Genomic DNA, 21,957 nt, shown 5'->3' on the forward strand with positions numbered 1-21,957 from the left:
CGCCACAGACGAATGGTCGCCGCAGCCCTCCGACTATCTCCACGGCAAGTGGCTGGTGCTTCGGCGTGGCAAGCGCAACGTCGCCGGCATCGAGCGCATCGGCTGACGCACCGCGTGAAACGGCTGGCTGGCGCCGCTGCCACCGGAGGGAGCGAGCGCGATCGTGTTCCGCGATGTCGACCACGCCCCGGAACTGGCTGCGGCACAAGGTATTCGGTCGGCAGATCTGCTGCGCAACGGGATCGTCGATGCGATCGTGCCCGAACGTCCCGACGCCGCCGATGAACCGAAGGCGTTCGTTCAACGACTGTCGGCCACCATCGCAGCCGAACTGCACCGGCTGCGCACAGTGCCCGACGAGCAGCGGCTGGCGGACCGGCTGGACCGCTACCGCCGCATCGGCCTGCCGTAGCAGCGATTCGGCGTGCTCCCCGTCGCTGAGCGACGAGAAGCACGCCGAATTCACCGCAGGGGGGCTTTACTCGCCGCTGTCGCCTCCGTTGTCAGACTTGCTGTCCGACTTGCTGTCCGACTTGGTGTCACCCGCGTCGGAGCCGTCCTTGTCGTCATCCTTGCCGGTGTCCGACGAGTCCTCGGAGCCGTCCTCCTCGGTCGAGCCGTCCTCCTCGGTCGAGCCGTCCTCCTCGGTGGAGGCGTCCTCCTCGGTGCCCGCGTCGGTCTCCTCGTCGACCTCCGTACCGGCGATCTCCTCGTCGATTTCGGTGCCGACGGTCTCCTCGTCGACTCCCGGCTCAGCGCCCTCCGGGACGACCTCGGCGCCGGTCTCGGTCTCCGTGGCGGCTTCCTCGTCGGTCTCCGCCACCGCCGGGGTCTCCGCGGGCCCGGGTTCGCCTTCGGAGGTCGACGCGGCCGGCTCGGTCGTCGCGACCTCGCCGGTGTCGGTCTGGCCGGGAACGTCCACGGTGACGGTGTTCGCGGCGACGATCGACGTGTCGGCGGCGTCGCGCAGTGTGGAGTCCGGCGCGTTGAGCGGCGGGGCCAGCGGATTGCCCTCCCCGTCCCAGCCCAGCGCCTGGGCGATGACCTTGCTCAACCCGATCAGCGAGCCGATCAGGCCGGGCCCGGTTCCGGTCACCGAGCTGTCGTCGGGGAAGCCGATCTCGAAGCTGTTGAAAATCGATCCGCCGGGACTGAACAGGCCGCCGAAGGTCAGCCCGACCGTCACGCCCGGAATCGGGTACTCGATTCCGACCGCACTGAGCAGCGGCGTGATGTCCATCTTCTGGCCACCGTTGAGGAAGGCGTCGACCATATCGGCGGGGATGTTGATCAGTGCGTTCACCGCGGCGGCGATATCAGGCGTCTCGGTGAAGATGTTCTCGAAGACCGCATTGATGCCGTGCCCCAGCGCGAGCACCGGGTTGACCACCAGGCCTGCCAGGCCCAGCAGTGCACCGCTGAGGTACGTGGTGCTGAATTCCACCAGCGGCAACAGGCTTGCCGGCACCCCGGGCTCGATGATCGGCGGGATCCCCACGGTGAGGAGGTCGTACACGGTGCCGTGCAAGTCATCGAGGGTGGCCAGATCTGTGGCGAACGGCGCCGCGAGCGCGGCCCCCGCGTTCGTGAACACCTGCTCGACGATCGCCCCGATGTCCGGAAGCTCTGCCAGGTAGCCGAGCTGGTTGGCGATGACCTGCTGCAGCACCGGCGCCGGAGCTTCCAGCCAGCTGTTGACCAGGCCCGCGAGGTTGACCTCGGAGTTGTTGAAGACCTCGAGCAACCGGGTGATCGGGTCGACGGTGGCGCTGAGTGCCACCGCGGGGCTGGCGATGCTGATGTCCGGCAGTTCGGGTGTCACCGCGACCGGGGTGACGGCGATGGCACTAGCGGTGAGCAGCGCGGCCCCGGCGGTCGAGTATGAGCGAATAGATGTGTGCACTTGACTCCTAATCAATCGTGTCCACTAGCGGAACAGAGGGATATTACTTCGGAGTAAGGTCTTTGTTTGCGAAATTGTCAAAATTTGCTCCTGCGAGTCGCTATCGCCTCGGAGGCCGAGCGCTGGACTCAGCAGTCCGGAACGACGACGTTGCACTGCCGGCACAGCCTGCGCCCTTCAATCCCGAATCGCAGGGGACCAAACACGCCGGAAACGCCGGGTTTCGGGAAGGTGTTGCGACGACGTCCTCCTCGTCGGCTGACCAGCGGCGACGCCTGGCCACCCACTGGGTGAACGTGACTGACCACGCGGACGATGGCGACACGGCGCTCCGCCATGGCATCCGGATTTGCCGACAAGGCCTGAAGCGGTGGCCAGTTCTTTGCGGTTGCAACGTATTGGGGGGTGTCGGTGGACACCCATATCCGGTGATCGACCCGGATGTCAGGATGGGCCATGGCCGACATCCAGCCGTTCCGCATCGCGATACCCGACAGCGACCTCTCCGACCTGAAGGAGCGCCTGCACCGCACCAGATGGCCGGAGGCCGAGTGCGTCGACGACTGGAGCCAGGGCATCCCGCTGTCCTACACGCACGAGCTGGCTTCGTACTGGGCCGACGAATACGACTGGCGCGCAAGGGAAGCCGCGCTGAACCGGTTCGACCAGTTCACCACCGAGATCGACGGCCTGCCCATTCATTTCATCCATCAGCGCTCAACACGCAGGGATGCCTTCCCGCTGATCATCACGCACGGGTGGCCGGGTTCGGTCGTCGAGTTCCACAAGGTGATCGAGCCGCTCACGGACGCCGGCTTCGATGTCGTGTGCCCGTCGCTGCCCGGGTACGGCTTCTCGGGCAAGCCGGCCACCACCGGGTGGGGGGTGGAGCGTATCGCCACGGCGTGGGAGGAATTGATGCTGCGGCTCGGCTACACGCGCTACGGCGCCCAGGGCGGTGACTGGGGTGCGGCCGTCACCACCCAGATCGGCCGCAACGTCGGGCATTGCGTCGCGATCCACATCAACATGCCGATCGGTCGTCCGCCCAGGGATCTCGGTGAACCCACCGCGGAGGAGCAGGCCGCGTTGGAGCGGCTGGGATATCACCGGCGGTGGGACTCCGGGTATTCCAAGCAGCAGTCGACGCGGCCGCAGACCCTGGGCTACGGGCTGGTCGACTCCCCCGCCGGGCAGCTGGCATGGATCGTGGAGAAGTTCTGGTCGTGGACGGACTGCGACGGGCATCCCGAAAACGTGCTCACCAGAGACGAACTGCTCGACAACGTGATGTTCTACTGGGCCACCGGCACCGGGGCGTCGTCGGCGCGGCTGTACTGGGAGAGCTTCCGGGTGTTCGGCGGTGGCACGCCGGTGACACTGCCCACCGGGGTGGCGGCGTTCCCGAAGGAGATCCTGCGCTCACCGCGGCACTGGTGTGAACCCAACTACAACATCACCCGCTGGACCACGATGCCGCGTGGCGGCCACTTCGCGGCCTTCGAGCAGCCAGACCTCTACATCGAGGACGTCGCAACGTTTTTCGCCGACTTCCGGTGACGCCGAAATTGCATTCCAGCAGGGCTGCACTCGGAGTTTCTCTGCTGGAATGCAAGTTCGGCGACAAGGGTGATCAGAGTTCGATCGGCGCGGTGAACGTGCGGACCGTCGTCACGTAGCTGCCGTCGACGCGCTCGGACACCGTCACATACGGCGTGCCGTCGGGTCCGAAGGTGACCGGCTCGACGAGTTCGCCTTGCGCGAGGTCGAGTTCGAGGACCTTGACCGGACCTGTCGATGTCAGCGCCCAGACGCCTTGGTCGGCACCGGTGAGCGTGACGTACGGGGTGCCGTCGGGACCGAACACGACCCCCTCCTGCCAGTAGACGTAGTCCACATCGGTGGCCTGCAGGAAGCCCGACAGGTCGGCGGTGGCGATCGTGGCGCCGGTCTGGTCGAACCGCAGGAAGTGATATTCGAACGGCGACTGGCCGGATTCCACGGTGACGAGCACCCCACTGCCGTCCGGCCCGAACTGGATGGCGGGGAAGTTGGGCTGCAGCGGATTACCGGGCAGCGCGGGCGTCACCGTGTCGGTGGACAACGCGAGCACCGCCCGCGACGTGACTCGACCCTGCGCGTCGCGTGTCTCGACGACCTGATACGCCGCACCGTCCGGGCCGAAGTCCACCGGCGTGGAGACGACGGTTCCGGCCGGCAGACCCACCGTGCGCGCGATCGTCCCGTCGGGGTTCAGCACCGCCAGAAAGCTGGCGCCGTTGGACGAGTACGCGACGTAGCCGTTGTCACCGATGTTCGGATTCGCGTCGTAACCACCGACCGTGGGGTTGACGCTCGGCATGACCGGGAAGATCGTGCCGGGGATCTCGACCGTGGTGACCTCGCCGCTGCTGCTGATGATCGCCACGCTGTCGGTCTGGGTCACCGAGTTGCGCACCGACACGTAGACCGTGCCGTCGGGGGTGACGGTGATCGGGTTGATGACGCGTCCGTCGAGGGGATCGGACGTTTCGATCGTGTCCGCGGTGATCCGGGAGATGTAGGACTGCCCGGTCGCGTCGTCGTAGGTGTACTGGTAGACACCGTCTGCGGTGACCACCTTCGCGCCGTCGGCAGACCCGGGAATCTCGCGCACGGTGCTCGACGTCCCGGTGAAGGTGTACACGCGGGTTGTGATGGTGCCGAAGACGTTTCGCTCGACGGTCAGGTAGCCCCGGCCGTCCTGGCCGATGACGACGTCGTTGGTGTTGGTCGCCCCGAGCGGAAGCCCCACCCTCGTCCAGGTCCCCTGCGGGCCGACGGCCAGCACCGATGCGAAACCGAACGAGCTGGACACGATGTAGACGCTGCCGTCCGGCGCCACGCTCGGCGTGTCGGCGGCCACCCCGAGTGAATACACGCTCACCGAACCGGTCGGTGAGACTCGGATGAGCCGGTCGCCGGAGCCGGACGCGAACTGTCGGGTCGTGAAGAACACCGCGCCGTTCGAGGTGACCTCCATCGGTGCGGACGGCTGCCCGATCACCGTCGCGACGGTCGTCACCTCACCGAGGCCGTCCACGACGGAGATCGTGGAGGTGTTGGAGGACTCCTTGTATGTGGTCACCAACAGGCTGCCGTCGGGCCGTACCACCGGAAGTGCCTGCTCCACCGGATATCCGGCGATGACCTCGGTGGTCTTCAGCACCTGGCCGTCCTCGTCGAGGATGCTGACGCGGGTCCGGATCGGCCTGTTGGTCGAGTCGACGTCGTAGGTGACCTGGTAGATGGTGCCGTTGGCGCTCACGAGGACGGGGCCTGCGGCCCGTCCCAAAGTGGATGCGCTCGTCTCGGCGTAGGCGGCCACGATGACATCGACGGTGGCCGTCCGGACGCCGCCGTGCCCGTCGCTGATCGTGAAGGTCAGCGTGTCGATCCCGGCCTCGGCCGGTGCGCCCGGGGCGCCGGCGGCTTCGCGGGCGGCGGCGGTCGGCGTGTAGGTGAAAGTGCCGTCACCGTTGTTGACGAGCTCTCCCTTGTCGGTCGAGAGCGGTCCGGTGACGCTGAGGGTGTCCCGGTCGAAGTCGTAGGCACTGACCCTGATGATCGCGGTGCCCGTGGTCAGGCTCGGGTTGTCGGCGCGGGCACGGGCACCGAACGGAGTGGAGTTCCGCGGCAGGATGTCAACGGTGACAGGAACTTCCACCGTGTTGCCGGCGGCGTCCTTGACGGTGACGGTGAAGCTGTCGGTCCTGGCTTCTTCAGAGGCGCCGTCTGCGGCCGCCGCGTGGCGCGCCGCGGCGGTCGGGGTGTAGCGGAAGGTGCCCCACGGGGTGACGGTGACCCTGCCCTTGTCCGTGCTGGTGGATCCGCTGTAGGTGAGCCACCCGCCGTCGGGATCGGTCGCCTCGACGCGGCCGCTCACCGAACCGGTGAAGATGCCGGGGTCGCCGGTGGAGACCTCGCCGGGCTCCGGCACCGCGCTGGCGCCGGGCTCCACCAACTCGGTGGTGCCCGTGGGCGAACTGCTGTCGCCGATCTCGGTTCTCGGCTGACCGAACTGCCGCCGGGCGAACGCGAGCAGGGTCCACAGCAGCGGCGACTCGACCGGAGCCGTGGGGGCCTCCCCGTCCGACGACTGCGGGGCGAACAAGGCCGTGACGACCGACGACGGCGCGGACGCCGGTTCCGCCGTCTCGTCGGGGACCTCCACGGGTTGTTCGGCCGTCACCTCAGTTGCGCCGGGACCGGCCGCCTCGGGCGGATCGGCAACGGCGACGTCGTCCTCGGTGGGTGTCGGCTCGGGTTCGACCTCGACCTCGGCTTCCACCTCGACCGCGACCTCTTGGTCGTCCTCGTCGGTCGGCGCGGTGTCCTCTTCCTCGGCTTTTAGATCGGCTTCCGAAGGATTGCTGCCGTAGGTCCCGCGTTCCTTCGCCTCTGTTTGCTCGTCGTCCTCGGCCTCGTCCTCCGGTGCCGGATCCTCCTCGACGACGTCGTCCCCGGAATCGACATCTTCGTCAATCTCGTTGTCTGCCTGCTGCTCGTCAGTCGTCGAATCCTGGGAGGAATCATCGGCATTCGTCTGCCCGGCGCTGGCCGACGTGTCCTCGCCAGGGTCAGCCCACGCCACCCCCGGCAGCGTGACCGTCGCCGCCCCGATGCCCAGAGCGACAGCCAGCGCCCCGACCCGACCAATGAACTGTGCGTGATTCATCCGACCCCCTGATATTTGCTGACAGCAACGCCAGCCTAGGGCGCGATGTTGCCCGAAGGAACGATTTCGGTGAATCCGGGCGGTGCCGGCTACGCCAGTGACTGCACCCAGGACCGGTGCAATGCCGCGTAATGTCCGTCCCCGCGGGCGGTGAGTTCGTCGGGCGCTCCGTCCTCGACCACGCGACCGTGTTCCAGCACCAGCACCCGGTCGGCGACCTGCACCGTCGACAACCGGTGCGCGATCACCACCGCGGTGCGGTCGGCCAGCACCGTCTCGAGCGCGCGCTGCACCAACCGTTCACTCGGGATGTCCAGCGACGAGGTCGCCTCGTCCAGGATGAGCACGGCGGGGTCGGCCAGGAACGCCCGCGCGAACGCGACGAGCTGGCGCTGCCCCGCCGACAGCCGGCCCCCGCGTTTGGCGACATCGGTGTCGTACCCGTCGGGCAGCGCCTCGATGAAGGTGTGCGCACCGACCGCGCGGGCCGCCTCTCGCACCTCGTCGTCGGTGGCGTCGGGTGCGCCGAAGCGGATGTTGTCGGCGATCGTGCCGCCGAACATGAAGTTCTCCTGGGTCACCATCACGACGTGGCGGCGCAGATCGGACTGGGTCACGTCGCGCAGGTCGACGCCGTCCAGCGTCACCGTGCCCGCCACCGGGTCGTAGAACCGGGTGATCAGTTTCGCGATGGTCGTCTTCCCCGCGCCGGTGGTGCCGACCAGCGCCACGGTCTGGCCGGCCGGGATCACCAGGTACAGCCCCGGCAGGACGGGCCGGCCCGGGACGTACTCGAATCGCACGCCGCGGAACGCGATTTCGCCCCGCACCTCGCCGAGCGTCACGGGACGGGCCGGATCGTCGATGCCCGGTTTCTCGGCGAGTACCCCGGCGAGCTTCTCCAGCGCCGACGCCGCGGACTGAAACGTGTTGAAGAACTGGGAGATCTCTTGCATCGGCTCGAAGAACATGCGCAGATACAGCAGGAACGCCGCGAGCGTGCCGATGGTCATCTCCCCGTGCAGCACCCGGTAGCCGCCGTAGAGCAGCACCACCCCCGTGGTGAGATTGCCGACCAGCTTGACGCCGGGCATGAAGACGGCCAGCAGCTTGAACGTCTTCTCGTTGATGACGCGGTAACGGTCGGCGATGTCCTCGAAGATCTGCTGGTTGCGCGGCTCGCGCCGGTAGGCCTGCACCGCTTTGATGCCCGTCATCGTCTCGACGAACTGCACGATGACCAGCGCCGAGATCTCCCGCACGTCGCGGTAGGTCTTCGACGACTCGCGCCGGAACCACCACACCAACAGCACCAGCACCGGGAAGGCGGCCAGGCACATCAGGCCGAGCTTGACGTCGAGCACGACCAGCAGCACCGCGGTGCCGACCAGCGTGAGCACCGCGGTGATCAGGCTGTCGAACCCGGTCTCCAGCATGTCCTGGATGGCCTCGACGTCGTTGGTGGACCGGCTGACCACCCGGCCGGAGGTGTAGCGGTCGTGAAACGCGATGTCCAGACGGGCGAAGTGCTGGAAGACCCGGCGCCGCAGTTCGAGCAGCACCTTCTGGCCGATCCGGCCCGACCGCCGCAGGAAGTACATCCGGCTGGTGGCCTGCACGACCACCACGCCGCACAGCGCAGCCACGATGGTCAGCAGCGTGGTGGCGGGCCCGCCGTCGAGCAGCGGCGGAATCCCGTCGTCGATCCCCTTCTGCACCAGCAGTGGAACCGAAAGGCGCGCAGCGTTTTCCACCACGACGACGATCGCGAGCACGGCGACCACCCAGCGGTAGGGCCGCAACAGCGAGTACAGCAGCGACCGCGCCTCGCGCCGGCGCGGCACCGTCTCGTCGATCGGGAGATCCTGGTGGTCGTCGAATTTTCCGCGCCAGTCGGTTCCGGAGCTCACGCGCGCCTCCCGAGGATCTCGTGATCGACCCGGCCGGGTTCGCCGTCGTGCTCCAGTCGGGTGCGCTCCTCCTGTTCGATCATCTGTTCTTCGCGCAGGCGCTCGTCGGCCCAGTCGCACGCCCGCTCGGCACCGTCGTCGAGCTCGTCGTCGGCGGCCAGCAGGTAGCGGTACTCGGGTACCCCGGCGAGAAGTTCGGCGTGGGTGCCGACGTGGGTGATGGTGCCGTTCTGCAGCAGGGCCACCCGGTCGGCGAGCAGCACGGTGGACGCGCGGTGGGCCACCACGATGCCGGTCACCTCGTGCAGCACGCGGCGCAGCGCTTCCTCGACCACCGCCTCGGTGTGCACGTCGAGCGCCGACAGCGTGTCGTCGAGGACCAGGATCCGCGGTTCGGCCAGGATGGCGCGCGCCAGCGAAAGGCGTTGGCGCTGACCGCCGGACAGGCTCATGCCCTGCTCGCCGATGCGGGTGTCCAGCCCGAAGGGCAGGTCGTAGACGAACTGCGCGGCGGCGATGTCGACGGCCCGGTGCAACTCCTCGTCCGTCGCGTCCGGGCGACCGAGCCGGAGGTTCTCCGCCACCGACATCGAGAACAAGATGGGATCCTCGAACGCGGTGGCCACCGTCTGACGCAGCGCCTGCAGGGACAGTTCGCGGATGTCCTGCGCGTCGATGCGGATCTCGCCCTCGGTGACGTCATAGAGCCGCGACAGCAGTCCGACGAGCACCGACTTCCCCGAGCCTGTCGCACCGACGAGCGCCAACGTCTCACCGGGTTCGACGGTCAGGTTCACGTGGCGCAGTGACCACTGCCCGGCAGCTCTGCCCGGCTCGCCGGACACGGAATCGGGGAACTTGAACCCGACGTCGACAAGCTCGAGCCGACCGCCGCGTGGGGCCTGCTCGCGCGGACCGTCGGTGATCTCGAGTGGCGCGTCGAAGATCTCGGCGATCCGGTTGGCCGCGGTGAACGACTCCTGGGTCATCGACAGCAGGAATCCCAGGGACGCGACCGGCCACACCAGCGACAGCATCATCGTGATGAACGCGACGAGGGTGCCCATCGTCACATAGCCCTGTCCGGCGGCGTAGGCGCCGAATCCGAGCACGATGATCAACGTCAGGTTCGGGATGACCTCCAGCAGCGTCCAGAACTTCGCGGACACCGACACCCGGCCGACCTGGGTGTCGTAGAGGTCGGTGAGCTGATCGTCGAACCGTTGGTAGACGTAGTCTTCGCGGCCGAACGACTTGATCACCCGCAGGCCCAGCGCGGCCTCCTCGACATGGGTGGCGACGTGGCCGGCCTGATCCTGCGCGAGCCGCGACAGCCGCGTGTACTCCTGCTGGAAATGCAGCACCGTCAACGTGATCGGCACGATGGAGACCAGCACCACCACTCCGAGCGGCCAGTACATCGCCAGCAGGATCGCGGTGACGACGGTGATCTGCAGGACGTTGAGCATCAGGAAGATCAGCCCGAACGACATGAACCGCCGAATCGTGCTGAGGTCGTTCATGATTCGGGACAGCAGTTGGCCGGACTGCCAGCGGCCGTGGAACGACATCGGCAGGATCTGCAGCCGCGCGTAGAGCTGTTTGCGGATGTCGGCCTCGACGCCCATGGTGGCGCGGGCCACCAGCCAGCGCCGGATGAACCACAGCACCGCTTCGGTGACCCCGACGGCGACCGCCGCGGCGCCGACCAGCCAGAGGCCCTGCTGGTCCTGGTGGCGGACCGGGCCGTCGATCACCGCTTTCGTCATCAGCGGGATGGAGATGGTGGCCGCGAGACTGGCCAGCGCGACGATGATCATGACGATCCAGCGGCCGCGATACGGGAGCAGGTACGGCATCATCCGCCACAGGTCCGAACTGGGCTTCACCCGTTTCGGTGGCGCCGCGATCGCGGGCGCCGCATGCAGAGAGTCCCGGGTATCAGCCACTTAGAACATCTTCCCATTGCGAGCAAGCGATTAACTCCCGCTCTCCCCGCGCCGAACTGGCATTCCGGCAGCCGAAGTTCGAGTGCGGCCCTGCTGGAATGCAATTTCGGCGGTCGGTGCCGAACTGCGTGCGGTAGAGCTCGGCGTAGCGGCCGCCGCGGGCCAGCAGCTCCTGGTGGGTGCCGCGTTCGACGATGCGCCCGTCTTCGACGACGAGGATCGCGTCGGCGGCGCGCACCGTGGACAGCCGGTGGGCGATCACGATCGAGGTCCGCCCGGCCAGCGCCTCGGCGAGCGCGGCCTGTACCGCGGCCTCGGACTCCGAGTCCAGCGACGCCGTCGCCTCGTCGAGGATCACCACCTGCGGGGAGGCCAGCAGCACCCGTGCGATCGTCAGCCGCTGCCGCTGCCCGCCCGAAAGCCGGTAGCCGCGCTCCCCCACCACCGTGTCCAGCCCGTCGGGCATGGCCGCGACGACGTCGTCGAGCCGCGCCCGCCGCAGCGCCTCCCACAGCTCGTCGTCGGTCGCGTCCGGAGCCGCCAGGGTCAGGTTGGCGCGGATGGATTCGTGGAACAGGTGTCCGTCCTGGGTGACCATGCCGACGGTGTCCTTCAGCGACGCGAACGTCACGTCGCGGATGTCGGTGCCGTTGAGCCGGACCGCCCCATCATCGACGTCATACAGGCGCGCCACCAGCGACGCGATCGTCGACTTGCCCGCGCCGGAGGACCCGACCAGCGCCACCACCTGCCCGGCCTGCGCGGTGAAGGTGATGCCGTGCAGCACCTCCTCCCCACCCCGGTCGTCCAGTTCGGCGACTTCCTCCAGCGAGGCCAGCGACACCTGACCGGCGGCCGGATACGAGAACCGCACGTCGTCGAACTCCACGGTGACCGGCCCCGCCGGGACCTCGACGGCGCCGGGGCGTTCGCGGATCAACGGAACCAGGTCCAGCACCTCGAAAACCCGCTCGAAACTGACCAGCGCCGTCGCGATCTCGACACGCGCGTTGGCCAGCGCCGTCAGCGGCGCATAGAGCCGGGTCAACAGCAGCGCCAGCGACACGATCTGGCCGGCCTGCAGATGGCCGCCGAGGGCGAGCGTCCCGCCCAGCCCGTAGACCAGGGCCAACGCCAGCGCCGACATCAACGTCAGCGAGTTCATGAACGTCGACTGCAGCATCGCGGTGCGCACCCCGATGTCGCGCACCCGTCCGGCCCGCACGCCGAACTCGCGTGACTCCGTGGCGGGGTCGCCGAACAGCTTCACCAAGGTCGCGCCCGGGGCCGAGAACCGTTCGGTCATCTGGGTGTTCATCGTCGCGTTGTGAGCGGCGGCCTCCCGGGAGAGCCGGGCCATCGCCGCGCCGATGCGGCGGGCGGGGATCAAGAACAGCGGCAACACCACCAGCGCCGCCAGTGTGATCTGCCAGGAGATGCCGAGCATCACCGCGAGCGTCAACGTCAGCGTGACGAGGTTGGCGACGACTCCGGACAAGGTGTCCGAGAACGCGCGCTGGGCGCCCATCACGTCGTTGCCGAGTCGGCTCACCAGCGCGCCGGTGCGGGTGCGGGTGAAGAACGCGACGGGCATGCGCTGCACGTGGTCGAACACCGCGGTGCGCAGATCGAGGATCAGACCCTCGCCGATGGTCGACGACAGCCACCGGGTCAGCAGCGCGACACCGGTCTCGGCGAGCGCGACCCCGGCGATGACGACGGCCAGGGCGACCACCACCGCGGCGCTACCGGCGCCGGTGATCTCGTCGACCACCTGTCCGGCCAGCAGCGGGGTGGCCACCGTCAGCGACGCACCGACGACGCTGACCGCGACGAACACCCCCAACCGGCGGTGGTGCCGGGCGGCGAAGCGCCAGATTCTGCCGAGTAGCCGACGGTCGGCCAGGGAGTGCAGGTCACCGCCTTTGGCGTGGGTCTGCCGGTACAGCGACTGCCGGGCGACCGTTTCCAAGCTCATGTTTTCACCGTAGAACCTCAACGAACATTGAGGTCAATGACTTCCCGCCGGGGCCGCCCGGTAATCCGCAGGCACCACCTCCCACGACGGCGCGCCTACATCGGGCAAGATTGCGTGCATGGACAGTGGTGTGGGCTCACCCCGGGTGCTCGTGGTCGACGACGATCCCGACGTGCTCGCCTCGCTCGAGCGCGGGCTGCGTCTGTCCGGGTTCGAGGTGTTCACCGCCGTCGACGGCGCCGAGGCGCTGCGCAGCGCCACCGAGACGCGACCCGACGCGATCGTCCTCGACATCAACATGCCGGTGCTCGACGGGGTGTCCGTGGTGACCGCACTGCGCGCGATGGACAACGACGTGCCGGTGTGTGTGCTCTCGGCCCGCTCGTCGGTGGACGACCGGGTCGCCGGGCTGGAAGCCGGCGCCGACGACTACCTGGTCAAACCGTTCGTGCTGGCCGAGCTGGTGGCACGCGTCAAGGCGCTGCTGCGCCGGCGGGGTTCCACCGCGACGTTCTCGTCGGAGACCATCACGGTGGGCCCGCTGGAGGTCGACATCCCGGGCCGGCGCGCCCGGGTGGACGGCGTCGACGTCGACCTCACCAAGCGGGAGTTCGACCTGCTCGCCGTGCTCGCCGAGCACAAGACCGCGGTGCTGTCCCGGGCGCAGCTGCTCGAGCTGGTGTGGGGTTACGACTTCGCCGCCGACACCAACGTCGTCGACGTGTTCATCGGCTACCTGCGGCGCAAGCTCGAGGCCAACGGCGCACCGCGGCTGCTGCACACCGTCCGCGGCGTGGGATTCGTCCTCAGGCAGCAGTAGGCGGCGGCCATGATCGCGCTGTCCCGCATCTTCCGCCGCACACCGTCGCTGCGCACGCGGGTCGCGTTCGCCACCGCCATCGCCGCGGCGATCGTCGTCGGGATCGTCGGCACGGTGGTGTGGGTCGGCATCACCAACGACCGGAAGGAGCGGCTGGACCGTCGGCTCGACGAGGCCGCCGGGTTCGCGATCCCGTTCCTGCCCCGCGGCCTCGACCAGATCCCGCCGACCCCCAACGACGAGGACGCGGTCATCACCGTGCGCCGCGGCGACGGACAGATCACATCCAACTCCAAGGTGGTGCTGCCCGAGCTGGAGCCGGGTTATGCCGACACCTACGTCGACGGCGTGCGCTACCGCGTGCGCACCGTGGAGCTGTCCGCACCGGAGCCGATGTCGATCGCCGTCGGCGCCACCTACGACGCGACGATCGCCGACACCAACAACCTGCACCGCCGGGTGCTGATCATCTGCACACTGGCCGTCGGCGCGGCGACCTTCGGCGGCTGGCTGCTGGCGGCGTTCGCGGTGCGGCCGTTCAAACGGCTGGCCCAGCAGACCCGGCAGATCGACGCCGGCGACGAAGCACCCGACATCGACATCCGCGGCGCCACGGAGGCCGTCGAGATCGCCGACGCGGTCAAGGGGCTGGTCGAACGTGTGTGGGAGGAACAGGGCCGCACCAAAGCGGCGCTGGCCTCCGCGCGCGACTTCGCGTCGGTGTCCGCGCACGAACTGCGCACCCCGCTGACCGCGATGCGCACCAACCTGGAGGTACTCGCGACACTCGACCTGTCCGAGGAGGGCCGCAAGGAGGTCGTCAACGACGTCATCCGCACGCAGTCGCGCATCGAGGCCACCCTCGGCGCGTTGGAGCGTCTCGCCCAGGGCGAGCTGTCCACCCAGGACGACCACGTCCCGGTCGACATCACCGAGCTGCTCGACCGCGCCGCCCACGATGCGATGCGCGTCTACCCGGAGCTCGAGGTGTCGCTGGTGCCGGCACCGACGGTGATCATCGTCGGGCTGCCCGCCGGGCTGCGGCTGGCGGTGGACAACGCGATCGCCAACGCGGTCAAACACGGCGGCGCGACGCGGGTGCAGCTGTCGGCGGTCAGCTCCCGCGAGGGCGTGGAGATCGCGATCGACGACGACGGGGTCGGGGTTCCGGAGGAGGAACGCAAGGTCGTGTTCGACCGGTTCTCCCGTGGGTCGACCGCGTCGCACTCGGGTTCGGGGCTGGGCCTGGCGCTGGTGGCTCAGCAGGCCGAACTGCACGGCGGCACCGCGTCTCTGGAGGCCAGCCCGCTGGGTGGGGCGCGTCTGCTGCTACGGCTGCCCGGCCCGCGCTGACCCCCTGCCGAACTTGCATTCCAGCAGGCAAAGTGCGAGTGGACGTCTGCCGGAATGCAAGTTCGGCGGGCGATGTCAGCGGGTGGCCAGCAGGTCGATGACGAAGATCAGAGTCTTGCCCGACAGCCGATGCCCGCCGCCGGCGGGGCCGTAGGCCAGCGCCGGCGGGACCGTCAGCTTGCGGCGCCCGCCGACCTTCATCCCGGGGATACCGTCCTGCCAGCCCTGGATGAGGCCGCGCAGCGGGAACTCGATCGACTCGCCGCGGTTCCACGAGCTGTCGAACTCCTCGCCGGTGTCGTACTCGACGCCGACGTAGTGCACCTCGACCCTGGCACCCGGGACCGCTTCCGGGCCCTCGCCGACGACGAGGTCTTCGATCACCAGTTCTTCCGGCGCCGGGCCGTCGGGGAATTCGATCTCGGGTTTGGTAGCCATCCGACCACCCTAGTCGCGGACGGGGGCGCGAAATATCTGCACACTGGAACGGTGGCCGAGGAAAACACAGATCGAGACATCCTGAACCTAGTCAACGAACTCGTCGCCGAGGAGCGGGAGTTGCGCGACAAACTGCAACACCGCGAGATCGACGAATCCGAGGAACACGCCCGGCTGAAGGCGGTCGAGGTCCAGCTCGACCAGTGCTGGGACCTGCTCCGCCAGCGCCGTGCGCTGCGTGCCAGCGGTGGCGATCCCGACAGCGCGCAGGTGCGCCCCGAAGGTGAGGTCGAGGGTTACCTCAACTGAGGGCGGCATCTCGTGACGCGCGTTGACACCGTCGTGGTCGGTGGAGGGCACAACGGATTGGTGGCCGCCGCCTACCTGGCCAGGGCCGGACGCAGCGTGCGGGTGCTCGAGCGCCTCGGGCACGTCGGCGGCGCGGCGGTGTCGCAGCATCCGTTCGCCGGGATCGACGCCCGGCTGTCGCGCTACTCGTATCTGGTGAGCCTGTTGCCGCGGCGCATCGTCGAGGACCTCGGGGCCCGAGTCAGGCTGGCGCGCCGGCGGTACTCGTCATATACGCCTCACCCGTCCGACGGGGGCCGCACCGGGCTGCTGATCGGACCACAGTCGACCTTCGGCGCGATCGGCGCCGCCGCCGACGAAAGCGGCTTCAACAACTTCTACGAGCGCTGCCGGTCCGTCACCACACCGATGTGGCCGACGTTGACCGAACCGCTGCGCACCCGGTCCGAGATGTTCGGCGCCGTGACCGCCGCCGGTGGACACGACGCGCAGGCCGCCTGGCGCGCGCTGATCGAGCAGCCGATCGGGCACGCGATCACCTCGGCCGTGGACGACGACGTGGTGCGCGGGGTGATGGCCACCGACGCGCTGATCGGTACGTTCGCCCGCCTCGACGAGGAATCCTTGACGCAGAATCGGTGTCTCCTCTACCACCTGATCGGGGGCGGCACCGGGGACTGGGACGTGCCGATCGGCGGGATGGGGGCGGTGTCCGGGGCGCTGGCCGCCGCAGCGACCGGCTTCGGCGCCGAGATCGTCACCGACGCAGAGGTTTACGCGATCACCCCGGACGGCGAGGTGCGCTACCACCGAGGCGGCGACGACCACGTCGCCACCGCCGGGCATGTGCTGGCCAACGTGACCCCTGCGGTGCTGGCCCGCCTGCTCGGCGAGGAAGAACCCGACCTGACGCCCGGCGCCCAGGTGAAGGTGAACCTGATGCTCACCCGGTTACCACGGCTGCGCGACGAGAACGTCACGCCCGAGCAGGCTTTCGGTGGCACCTTCCACATCAACGAGACCTACGGCCAGCTCGACGCCGCGTACCTGCAGGCCGCTGCCGGCTCGGTGCCCGATCCGCTGCCGTGCGAGATCTACTGTCACACCCTGGCCGATCCGACCATCCTGTCCGAATCGCTGCAGGCTGCCGGCGCGCACACGTTGACCGTGTTCGGCCTGCACACGCCGCACACCCTGACCGCCACCGCACCACCGGAGCGGCTGCGTGACACCTTGGCCTCCGCGGTGCTGACTTCGCTGAACTCCGTTCTTGCCGAACCGATCCAGGACATCGTCATGCAGGACAGCCAGGGCCGGCTGTGCATCGAGACCAAGACCACCGCCGATCTGGACCACACCCTGGGCATGACCCACGGCAACATCTTCCACGGGGCACTGTCGTGGCCGTTCGCCGAAGACGACGAGGACCTCGGAACGCCTGCCCGGCGTTGGGGGGTCGCGACCGCACACGACCGAATACTGTTGTGCGGATCGGGCTCCCGCCGCGGCGGCGCGGTGTCCGGGATCGGCGGCCACAACGCCGCGATGGCCGTGCTGGAGAGTTAGTCGGCCAGTTCGGCTCAGACGGATGCGTCGGTCAGCGCCGGCCGCACGTGCGCAGGGATGGCATCGCGCGCGGTCGGTGTTGCCATCGCCTCGATGTCGACGAGATAACTGCCGCGCGGGTCGATCGTGGCGGGGTCCATCAGGTCATCGGCCAGCTCGGCGACCATGGCGCTGCAGTGAGCCACGAGGTTCGACCGACGAGTCAGCGCCTGCGCCGTCACCGCACCGCGTTGCTCGGCCGATGCCGACGGTCCCAAAGCCCGAACCGCCGCCAGCGTACGGCGATCCGCCTGATTGAACAGCGCTTCGGGAGCCGCCCCGAGGGCGGCGTAGTCGCGCTCGACCAGCCGCTGCATCCGCTCCGTAGCCCACCACTCGTCGTCCCGGTCTCCGGAATCCGGCTGCTGCCAGGGAACTTCGGGCGAATTGAACCAGACTGGAACGAAGGACGACAACCTCGGCGAGGCAAGGGAGGCCAATATCAGTGGATCGTCGGACAATTCCGTGACGATACTGGCCGCTGTCTCATGCCCTTTGGTGTCTTCGGCGTGCATGCAGATCACCGACTCCGACTTGATGCCGGGCCGCCAGTCCGCCGCGGACTCGCCGATATCGCGCAGTACGGCCCACATGTCCTCGATACTGACCTTTCCCCGTTCAGCATGGGCTGACATCACCTCACCGGAACGGGCCAGCCGCGCAGTGCATGACGGGAGAAAGGGAAGCTCGGGATCCTGGTAAGCAGCGCCGAAGTCGAAGGGCCCGCCGCTGCCGGAGTCCCACCATCCACGCTCGACGGCGTAGGACTCCGCGTCGGCAGAGATCAGGTCGTAGTCGGTGCGGATCGAGTAGGCGTTGGAAATGCTGGCCACCGTGGTCACCCGCTTGGCCGCCCAGTGTTTCCCCGCCGTCTCGACGATCCAAGCTGTCGAGGCGTCTGCGATCAGAAAGCCGTTGTGATAGGTCTGGTCCACAACCAGGTTCGTGGTGCCCGACTGACCGAACTCCTCCAGCAGGCCGATGAGAACTTGCAGCCCTTCGTCGGCCGACGCGGACCTCTCGAGCACGAGACGCAACAAATCCATTCCGAGGAGACCCGGTTCCGCGGACGCCTCCTCCCGGGACCACAGCGCCTCGTTACCGACACCGACGCCACGCTCGTTGACACCGTGCTCGAATCCCCAGATCCACCAAGGCTGCGAGCCGATGACGGCGTACGTTTCACCGACTTGCGGGACGGTGATGTAGGTAGCCCGCACCGTGTCGCCGGGGTCGTGCCGAGCCGCCGGGATCCGGGTCAGGTATTGCGCTTCGTTCGGATTCCGATCGCTGTTCTTGGCAAGGATCGTGCGGCCAGAGGCAGTTGCCTCTCCGACGGCGACCATGGTGTCGCAGCTGGCTGCCCGGAAGTCGGTGTACATGTCGTTCACTCCGTTCGTGTTCTCAGATTGATTCATGCCGGTCAGGCGGTGCCACGGCTCTTGGCTCGGCTGCGCAAGGCGATGCCGACGAGGTTGAGACCCACGACAGTGACGATCAGTGCGAGACCCGGCACCACCGTGATCCACCACTGAACCAGGATGTACTGCTTTCCGTCGGCCATGATCGATCCGAGCGACGGCATGTCCGGAGGAGCACCGATTCCGAGGAACCCCAGCGTCGACTCGTAGACGATCACCGCTGCGACGTCCAGGGCCGCCAGAACCAGCACAGCCGTGATATTGGTTCGCACAAGGTATTTCCGGAGTATGCGAGCCGGGGTCGCACCCATCGCCACCGAAGCCCGCACGTAGTCCGTCGACTTCTCGAGTTGGGTGGCGCTGCGTACGACGCGCGCGTAGGTCGGCCACATCGCCAGCGTCAGGACCGCGGTCAACGACCAGAACGACGGTTCGGAGACGGAAAGCACCGCGACGGCGAGCACGATGAACGGCAGTGCCATCTGGATATCGGTCAGGCGCATGAGCACCGTGTCGAGTAGACCCCCGAAGTAACCTGATGCCAATCCCACCACGAATCCGACGACGATGGCGATCGCGATGACCGTGATGGCGATCGCGAACGAGGTCTGCAGACCCATGGCGATCCGCACGGCCATGTCGCGCCCGACCTGGTCGGTGCCGAGCAGGTGACCATCAGAGGATGGGGGAAGATACGCGCGCGCAGGATTCACCACGGTGTCCGACGGCGGCGCCAGCACCGGGAGAAGTACCGCGGTCAGTGCGGCGAAGAGAATGATCGCCGAACCGATGTACATGGTGATGGTCCGGGGAAACCACGCGAGTCGCTGCCTCGAGGGACTCGCGAGAATGGCGCCATCCTGTATTTCGTGTTCACCCGGCACCGTCGTCATGCCTGTGCTCCCCTCAGCCGTGCACCGTTGCGCAGCAACGCCGACCACCTCGTCGGACTCGAACGGGCTCCGGCACGGTTGTCGATGGCCATCCGCCTGTCGATGCGGCCGTACGACAGGTCGACCATCAAGTTCAGCAAGAGGAATATCAGCGCCGTCACCAGCGTGATCACCTGCATCAGGGGGTAGTCCCGCCGCAGCACGGTGTTGAGGGTGAGCAGACCCATGCCGGGGTAGTTGAAGATGTACTCCACCACCACCGCGCCGCCGAGTAGGTATCCGAACTGAGCACCCAGCACCGTCAGCAGCGGTACTCCGCTGAGCCGTAACGCATGCCGCCATGCAATGCGACCTGTGGAAAGCCCCCTCGCGCGCAGCGCCACCGCCATCTCGCTGCGGAGCGTGTCGACGACGTTGGTGCGCACCACATTGGCGATCACCGCCGTGAGCGGTGCCGCCAACGCAATGCTGGGCAGCACCAGAGAGATCGGGCCGACGTAACCGACCGTCGGGAAGAGTCCCGACTTCACCGCCACGAACGAGCCGAGCATGATGGCGACCCAGAAGTTCGGCATTGACTGCAGCACGATCGTGAGGATGTTGACCGTCCGGTCCGACCAGCGATCCTCGCGCCGCGCCGCGAACACCCCGAGCGCGACACCGGCCAGAACGCTCAGTACGAGCGCAACCATCGCCAGCAATGCCGTGTAGGGCAACGCCTTCAAGACGAGATCCAGGGCTCCGCCCTGGAAGAAGTACGACTCTCCGAAGTCGCCGCGAACCATCTGCTGCAGGAAGCGCCAGTATTGGGTGAACAGCGGCTGATCGAGTCCGAGTTCGCTACGGATCTGTGCAGCGGCCGCCTCGTTGGCAGTCGGCGCGATCACTCGCACCGGGTCGCCCGGGATCAGACGCAGCATGAAGAACACGAGGCTTACGACACCCAGGAGAACGACCAGTGTCTGAACAACCTTGCGAAACAAGTAGGTCAATGGATTGCTTTCGCTCTGCTCGTGCGCGGTGGGGTGGGGCCACGCTGTGGCGACCCCACCCCACCGTCGTCACTCCGCCATGGTGATGTCTTGGATCCGGAAGTACGAGTTCGGCCACACCTCGAACCCCTGCAGGGAGTCGCTGTACGCGGTCGCGAGTTCACTTGCGAACATCGGGAACTCGGGAAGCGAGGTCTCGATGGTCGGCAGCACTTCGTTGCGGAAGACCTCAGCGCGCTGCTGTGGATCCATTGTCGCGGCTTCCTTCTCGAGAACGGCCGCCACTTCCGGTAGTGGCGCGCCCGTCACGAGGGCGTTGCGGAACAGCGACAGCAACACCACCTCGGGATCCGTGGATGCGATGAACCAGCCGTGGTCGTAGAGGTCGCATGCCTGCGGGTCGAAGAGCAGTTGGTTGTAGCGCGCCACCTCAAGGGTCTGCAACCTCGACTTGATGCCGATATCGGCGAGGTTCTGGACGATGTACTCGCCGTACTCCTTGGTCTTCGGGTAGAAGCCCACCGACACGCAGTATTCGAGTTCGCGGAGACCTTCACCGTTGGGGTAACCGGCTTCGGCCAGCAGTTGCCGGGCCTTCTCCGGGTCGTAGGTCGGGAAGGTGGGGCTGTTCCCGGAGAACTTCTGCATCGAGGTCAAAAAGCTGGTGTTGACCTCGCCGCTACCCATCATGATGTTGTCGACGATGGTCGGGACGTCGATCGCATGCGCGATCGCTTGCCGGAGCTTGACATTGTCCATCGGAGCCTTCTGGATTCGGAAGGCGGTCCACTTGGACTCCACGGTCGGGGTGCGCTGAACCGCGAGCCCGGGTGTCGCTTCGATGACAGGAATCTGGTCGGGCTCGACGCGGTCGATGATCTGCGCCTGACCTGACTGCAATGCGGCGAGCCGGGTCTGGCTGTCACCGACGAAGCGGAAGTAGAAATCCTTGACCGCCGGCTGCTCACCCCAGTATTCGGGGTTGGCGGTCAACTTGACCCCGGTCTCCTCTCCCTCGTAGGAGTCCCACATGTAGGGTCCGGTACCGACCATTTTCTCGTCCAAGTTGCCGGACTCGATGAGATGGGCGGGCGCGACGACCGCCGAGACGCCGCTGGCGAGCAGTGCCAACGTCGCGGCGAAGGGCTCTCCGGTGTTGATGCGCACGGTGTGGTCGTCGACCACCTCGGCGGTGAACTGATTCGGGAACGAGAACGAGCCCGTCACCTCAGGATTCGATACATACTCGATCGATGCCTTGACGTCGTTGGCCGTCAACGGCGTGCCGTCGTGGAAGGTCACCCCTTCCCGGAGCTTGAACTCCCAGATTTCAGGTTCAGGATTGGACCACTCCGTTGCCAGCAACGGTTGGTACTCCAGGTCCTCGTCCAAGGTGAGCAGACCCTCGTATACGGCCTGTTGCAGCCGGTCCTGACTCAGGAGTGTGTGGTCGAAGGGATCCCATCGTCCTGCCAGATTCTCAGCGGACAGGAAGGTGATGGAGCTTCCTCCACCGTCTCCGGCGGGAACCGGGCCGCTCGGAGCGGGGCTGCAGGCCGTCAACGCGATCGCCGCAGCGAGCACCGCGGCACCACCTTTGACACACACGCCGCGCGGACCGGCGAACCCCCTGCCCGAACGGATCACTCGTCTTACGGCACTCACATAG

At 67.5% G+C, this 21,957-nt stretch carries 17 protein-coding genes and 1 pseudogene; 7 read left to right on the plus strand and 11 right to left on the minus strand.

Annotation, left to right across the window (positions count from 1 at the left end; genetic code table 11):
• Positions 1-106: hypothetical protein (locus ASJ79_RS33870; RefSeq protein ID WP_231750834.1), on the plus strand; the 106-nt coding region annotated here is incomplete at its 5' end.
• 12 nt (positions 107-118) lie between these two features.
• Positions 119-412: pseudogene (locus ASJ79_RS12115) on the plus strand (carboxyl transferase domain-containing protein); the annotation flags it as partial.
• A 66-nt stretch (positions 413-478) separates the two neighbouring features.
• Here the strand turns inward: ASJ79_RS12115 and ASJ79_RS12120 are convergent.
• Both ASJ79_RS12120 and ASJ79_RS32165 read right to left on the minus strand, forming a co-directional pair.
• Positions 479-1,903, minus strand: coding sequence for a hypothetical protein (locus tag ASJ79_RS12120; RefSeq protein WP_082753804.1), 1,425 nt, complete (start codon positions 1,901-1,903; stop codon positions 479-481).
• A 128-nt stretch (positions 1,904-2,031) separates the two neighbouring features.
• Positions 2,032-2,370: a hypothetical protein gene (locus ASJ79_RS32165; RefSeq protein ID WP_156448397.1), complete on the minus strand. Its 339-nt coding sequence runs from the start codon at positions 2,368-2,370 to the stop codon at positions 2,032-2,034.
• Between ASJ79_RS32165 and ASJ79_RS12125 the strand changes: the two genes are divergently transcribed.
• Positions 2,360-3,463 (plus strand): epoxide hydrolase family protein, encoded by a 1,104-nt coding sequence (locus ASJ79_RS12125; protein WP_067955424.1) that lies wholly within the window; start codon positions 2,360-2,362, stop codon positions 3,461-3,463. The two genes, ASJ79_RS32165 and ASJ79_RS12125, sit on opposite strands and share 11 nt — an antisense overlap.
• A 73-nt stretch (positions 3,464-3,536) precedes the next feature.
• Here ASJ79_RS12125 and ASJ79_RS12130 read toward each other — a convergent pair whose 3' ends face one another.
• The 4 genes from ASJ79_RS12130 to ASJ79_RS12145 form a co-directional block, all read right to left on the minus strand.
• Positions 3,537-6,620, minus strand: a complete 3,084-nt coding sequence (locus ASJ79_RS12130) for a cadherin-like domain-containing protein (protein WP_067955426.1) — start codon at positions 6,618-6,620, stop codon at positions 3,537-3,539.
• An 89-nt stretch (positions 6,621-6,709) separates the two neighbouring features.
• Positions 6,710-8,530 carry an ABC transporter ATP-binding protein gene (locus tag ASJ79_RS12135; protein WP_067955428.1) on the minus strand — a complete coding sequence of 607 codons (1,821 nt, stop codon included), beginning with the start codon at positions 8,528-8,530 and terminating at the stop codon, positions 6,710-6,712.
• Positions 8,527-10,479 (minus strand): ABC transporter ATP-binding protein, encoded by a 1,953-nt coding sequence (locus ASJ79_RS12140; RefSeq protein WP_067955429.1) that lies wholly within the window; start codon positions 10,477-10,479, stop codon positions 8,527-8,529. The genes ASJ79_RS12135 and ASJ79_RS12140 overlap by 4 nt, the downstream gene beginning before the upstream one ends.
• Positions 10,472-12,457 carry an ABC transporter ATP-binding protein gene (locus tag ASJ79_RS12145; RefSeq protein WP_067955432.1) on the minus strand — a complete coding sequence of 662 codons (1,986 nt, stop codon included), beginning with the start codon at positions 12,455-12,457 and terminating at the stop codon, positions 10,472-10,474. Before ASJ79_RS12145 ends, ASJ79_RS12140 begins: the two co-directional genes overlap by 8 nt.
• A 109-nt stretch (positions 12,458-12,566) precedes the next feature.
• Between ASJ79_RS12145 and prrA the strand changes: the two genes are divergently transcribed.
• On the plus strand, positions 12,567-13,277 hold the full coding sequence (gene prrA / locus ASJ79_RS12150; RefSeq protein WP_197420185.1) for a two-component system response regulator PrrA: 711 nt from the start codon (positions 12,567-12,569) through the stop codon (positions 13,275-13,277).
• A 9-nt stretch (positions 13,278-13,286) separates the two neighbouring features.
• Positions 13,287-14,630 (plus strand): HAMP domain-containing sensor histidine kinase, encoded by a 1,344-nt coding sequence (locus ASJ79_RS12155; RefSeq protein ID WP_067955436.1) that lies wholly within the window; start codon positions 13,287-13,289, stop codon positions 14,628-14,630.
• Positions 14,631-14,705: 75 nt separating this feature from the next.
• On the opposite strand, the gene ASJ79_RS12160 is transcribed toward ASJ79_RS12155, so the two are convergent.
• The gene (locus tag ASJ79_RS12160) at positions 14,706-15,068 is read right to left on the minus strand and encodes an FKBP-type peptidyl-prolyl cis-trans isomerase (RefSeq protein WP_067955438.1); all 363 of its coding nucleotides are present in this window, start codon (positions 15,066-15,068) and stop codon (positions 14,706-14,708) included.
• Positions 15,069-15,119: 51 nt separating this feature from the next.
• Between ASJ79_RS12160 and ASJ79_RS12165 the strand changes: the two genes are divergently transcribed.
• Both ASJ79_RS12165 and ASJ79_RS12170 read left to right on the plus strand, forming a co-directional pair.
• A complete protein-coding gene (locus tag ASJ79_RS12165; protein ID WP_067955440.1) occupies positions 15,120-15,377 on the plus strand; it encodes a DUF2630 family protein in 258 nt (85 codons plus the stop codon).
• 12 nt (positions 15,378-15,389) lie between these two features.
• The gene (locus tag ASJ79_RS12170) at positions 15,390-16,943 is read left to right on the plus strand and encodes an NAD(P)/FAD-dependent oxidoreductase (protein ID WP_067955442.1); all 1,554 of its coding nucleotides are present in this window, start codon (positions 15,390-15,392) and stop codon (positions 16,941-16,943) included.
• 14 nt (positions 16,944-16,957) lie between these two features.
• Here ASJ79_RS12170 and ASJ79_RS12175 read toward each other — a convergent pair whose 3' ends face one another.
• From ASJ79_RS12175 to ASJ79_RS12190, 4 genes are all read right to left on the minus strand, one after another.
• Positions 16,958-18,364, minus strand: a complete 1,407-nt coding sequence (locus ASJ79_RS12175; RefSeq protein ID WP_197420183.1) for a C69 family dipeptidase — start codon at positions 18,362-18,364, stop codon at positions 16,958-16,960.
• 41 nt (positions 18,365-18,405) lie between these two features.
• Positions 18,406-19,200, minus strand: a complete 795-nt coding sequence (locus ASJ79_RS12180) for an ABC transporter permease (RefSeq protein WP_067955446.1) — start codon at positions 19,198-19,200, stop codon at positions 18,406-18,408.
• A gap of 92 nt (positions 19,201-19,292) precedes the next feature.
• Entirely contained in the window at positions 19,293-20,288 is a 996-nt protein-coding gene (locus ASJ79_RS12185; protein ID WP_369803652.1) for an ABC transporter permease, read from the minus strand.
• Positions 20,289-20,357: 69 nt separating this feature from the next.
• Positions 20,358-21,872 carry an ABC transporter substrate-binding protein gene (locus tag ASJ79_RS12190; protein ID WP_197420184.1) on the minus strand — a complete coding sequence of 505 codons (1,515 nt, stop codon included), beginning with the start codon at positions 21,870-21,872 and terminating at the stop codon, positions 20,358-20,360.
• Positions 21,873-21,957: the final 85 nt, after the last annotated feature.

Source organism: Mycobacterium sp. NAZ190054 (assembly GCF_001545925.1).
Taxonomy (GTDB): domain Bacteria; phylum Actinomycetota; class Actinomycetes; order Mycobacteriales; family Mycobacteriaceae; genus Mycobacterium.